Here is a 2,270-nt window from a genome sequence, read left to right on the forward strand (position 1 = left end):
CTCACGATCCGTTTCAGCACAGTTGATGATTATGCCCTCGGGCTGGTCGGTTTCCAGATTCTTCGTACCGTCATAGTAGGCGAGCAGCCAGGCAAATAGGCCCCATCCAACGAGGGCCTGCAGCACTAAGACCGCGCCAAGATAGTATGGCCAAACGGGACGCTTCTTGGCCTTCGCCTCAATGTCGCCGACAGTTGAATAAGTGAATGACTGGCCACGAAGGGTCCGAACCAAATTGGCAACGCTCATCTCACTCGCTGAGGGTCGTCTACCGACATACTTGGAAAATATGTAAGCAAGAAGCAGCTCGCGCAGCCCCTTTGCAACAGCCGGCGTTAACCAAATTGCGAGCGCCACGACAACTGTCAGAAGTGAGCATGCAGCCGCGAGGCCGATCGACACGCTGGACATGTTCGTCGGGGAGCCTATCAATCCAAGTAGCGCACGACCTCGGAAACCGATAAGTGCTGTCACACCGAACAGCGTTACTGTGGCGACTCCCGTAACGATGGCTGTCCGAGTGCTGTTGACACCGCGAACAACAAGCGTCTCAACACGTGTGCCCAGATCGCTCACAGTGTCCCCTCTTTCATTTAATGAATGCATAGTATTCGTTGCAGTACAAGTCTTCTCTGCAGCCCTGGGTGGCACGGCCTGGGAGATCTTCAGCTCCCGGCAGATTGCCTTGATCGAAATTCCTGCACCAGCGACAGCCGGCGCATCTTTTTCGATCACCTCCACAACCAACATCCAAAACGCAAATGCCTCCGATCAACCGGAGGCATCTTGATGACCTCATCGTTAAAGGGCCCCGTTTGGACGAAAATCACCCCCAAATAGAGTTCTCATTCCACTGGGAGCATCAAGTCCAGCAAATGATCCTGCGAACCTTCTTGGCATGCCGCAAGAAGAGCCAACTGGCAACAAGGGAGCGGAGGGAGATCCGCAGCCGACAACTTCTGGTCAGTAGAGAGCGTAGAACCCCTGCCTCAATGCTACTGGCTGACGTGGTGGGCGCGTATTCTCCTCGGTGGCACAGGTCTAATAATTAGCGAGTTTCCATCCCCATGCGCCACGTTGCCGATGATAGCCTGGTGAACCCGACGATGGACCAGATGCTTTGCAGCAAGCGCGCGTCTATAGCCGGCCTTGCGGCCCGACAGGCCCGCTTTTCACTCGACAGCCTGAACGCCCTGCTTTGCAAGCTTCGCCAGGGTGGCGCGTGAGCAGCCGGTGGCGGCGATGATCGTCGCCCAGGTCTTGCCCTCGCCCAGCATGGCGAGGATTGCTGCATTGCGCTTTTCGTTGGCCGGCCGGCCGCGATAGCGGCCTTCCACTCTGGCCTTGGCGATGCCCTGCGCCTGGCGGCGGCGGCGATCGGTGTAGTCCTTGCGCGCGATTGCAGCCAGCATGTCGAGCATCATACCGTTGATCGCGTCGGCCATGCGCTCGGTGAACTCATCGCCGTTGCCGATCATCTGCCAGGATGTTGGCAGGTCCAGCGCGACGACGCGAATGCGCTTCGCCTTGAGATCGGCGCGCAGGGTGTYCCAATCGGCCGCACCCAGGCGTGAGAGGCGGTCCACCTGTTCGATCAACAGCAGATCGCCAGGCTGCGCGTCCGACAGCAGCCGCGCGAGTTCAGGCCGCGCTAGCGAAGCGCCGCTTTCGTTCTCGGCGTAGAAAGCTGCAATCTTGAGGCCTTTCGCCTTGGCGAAGTCGACCAGCTCGGTCCTGGCTCGGTTGGCGTCCTGATCACTTGTGGAAGCGCGAAGGTAAGCACGGACGAACATGCTGAACCCCTGATTCAGTTCATTTAAGGTGGTTCATATATATTTGGTCTTTTTTAAGTGGTCAATTCGCTTTATTGAACCGGCCAATCAATAGGTTCACTTAGGTATACCCAATATGAACCGAACAGTTCTCATTGTCAGAGTTGGGACTTGAGGTTAGCGAAGCTCGCGTAGGCGAAAGGCGTTCGCGACGAGCCATGGACTCTTTGAATGGGGATCGACAGGGTGCCGCGCCAGATAAGGTCTGCTCATCGCGGCATAGCGGGTGGAGTCGGCCGCATGGTCTTCCCCATGGGTGTCGACGTCCTCAATGTTGTGCGGATCATGCTGGAGCATTGGCAAGGTTCGAATTATGGCCTTGCAGTGGTCCATGAACACGATCATCGGATGACCGTCAGTATTGCCTTTCAACCGCGCACGGACCTCGGTCCAGCCCCCCATGCGTTTGTCGTGACTAGTCCGTTGATTGTCCGCTTT

The 2,270-nt window shown here is 57.1% G+C and carries 2 protein-coding genes and 1 pseudogene; all 3 read right to left on the reverse strand.

All coding sequences use genetic code 11. From position 1 onward, the window contains the following. Positions 1–741, reverse strand: a 741-nt coding sequence (locus tag AC1DWF_RS31590; RefSeq protein ID WP_476842519.1) for a hypothetical protein, incomplete at its 3' end; no start/stop codon positions are given. Positions 742–1,172: 431 nt separating this feature from the next. Then, a complete protein-coding gene (locus AC1DWF_RS31595; RefSeq protein WP_476842520.1) occupies positions 1,173–1,793 on the reverse strand; it encodes a recombinase family protein in 621 nt (206 codons plus the stop codon). Positions 1,794–1,949: 156 nt separating this feature from the next. Then, a pseudogene (locus AC1DWF_RS31600) lies at positions 1,950–2,270 on the reverse strand (hypothetical protein); the annotation flags it as partial.

The organism is Aminobacter sp. P4_D5 (genome assembly GCF_056401815.1).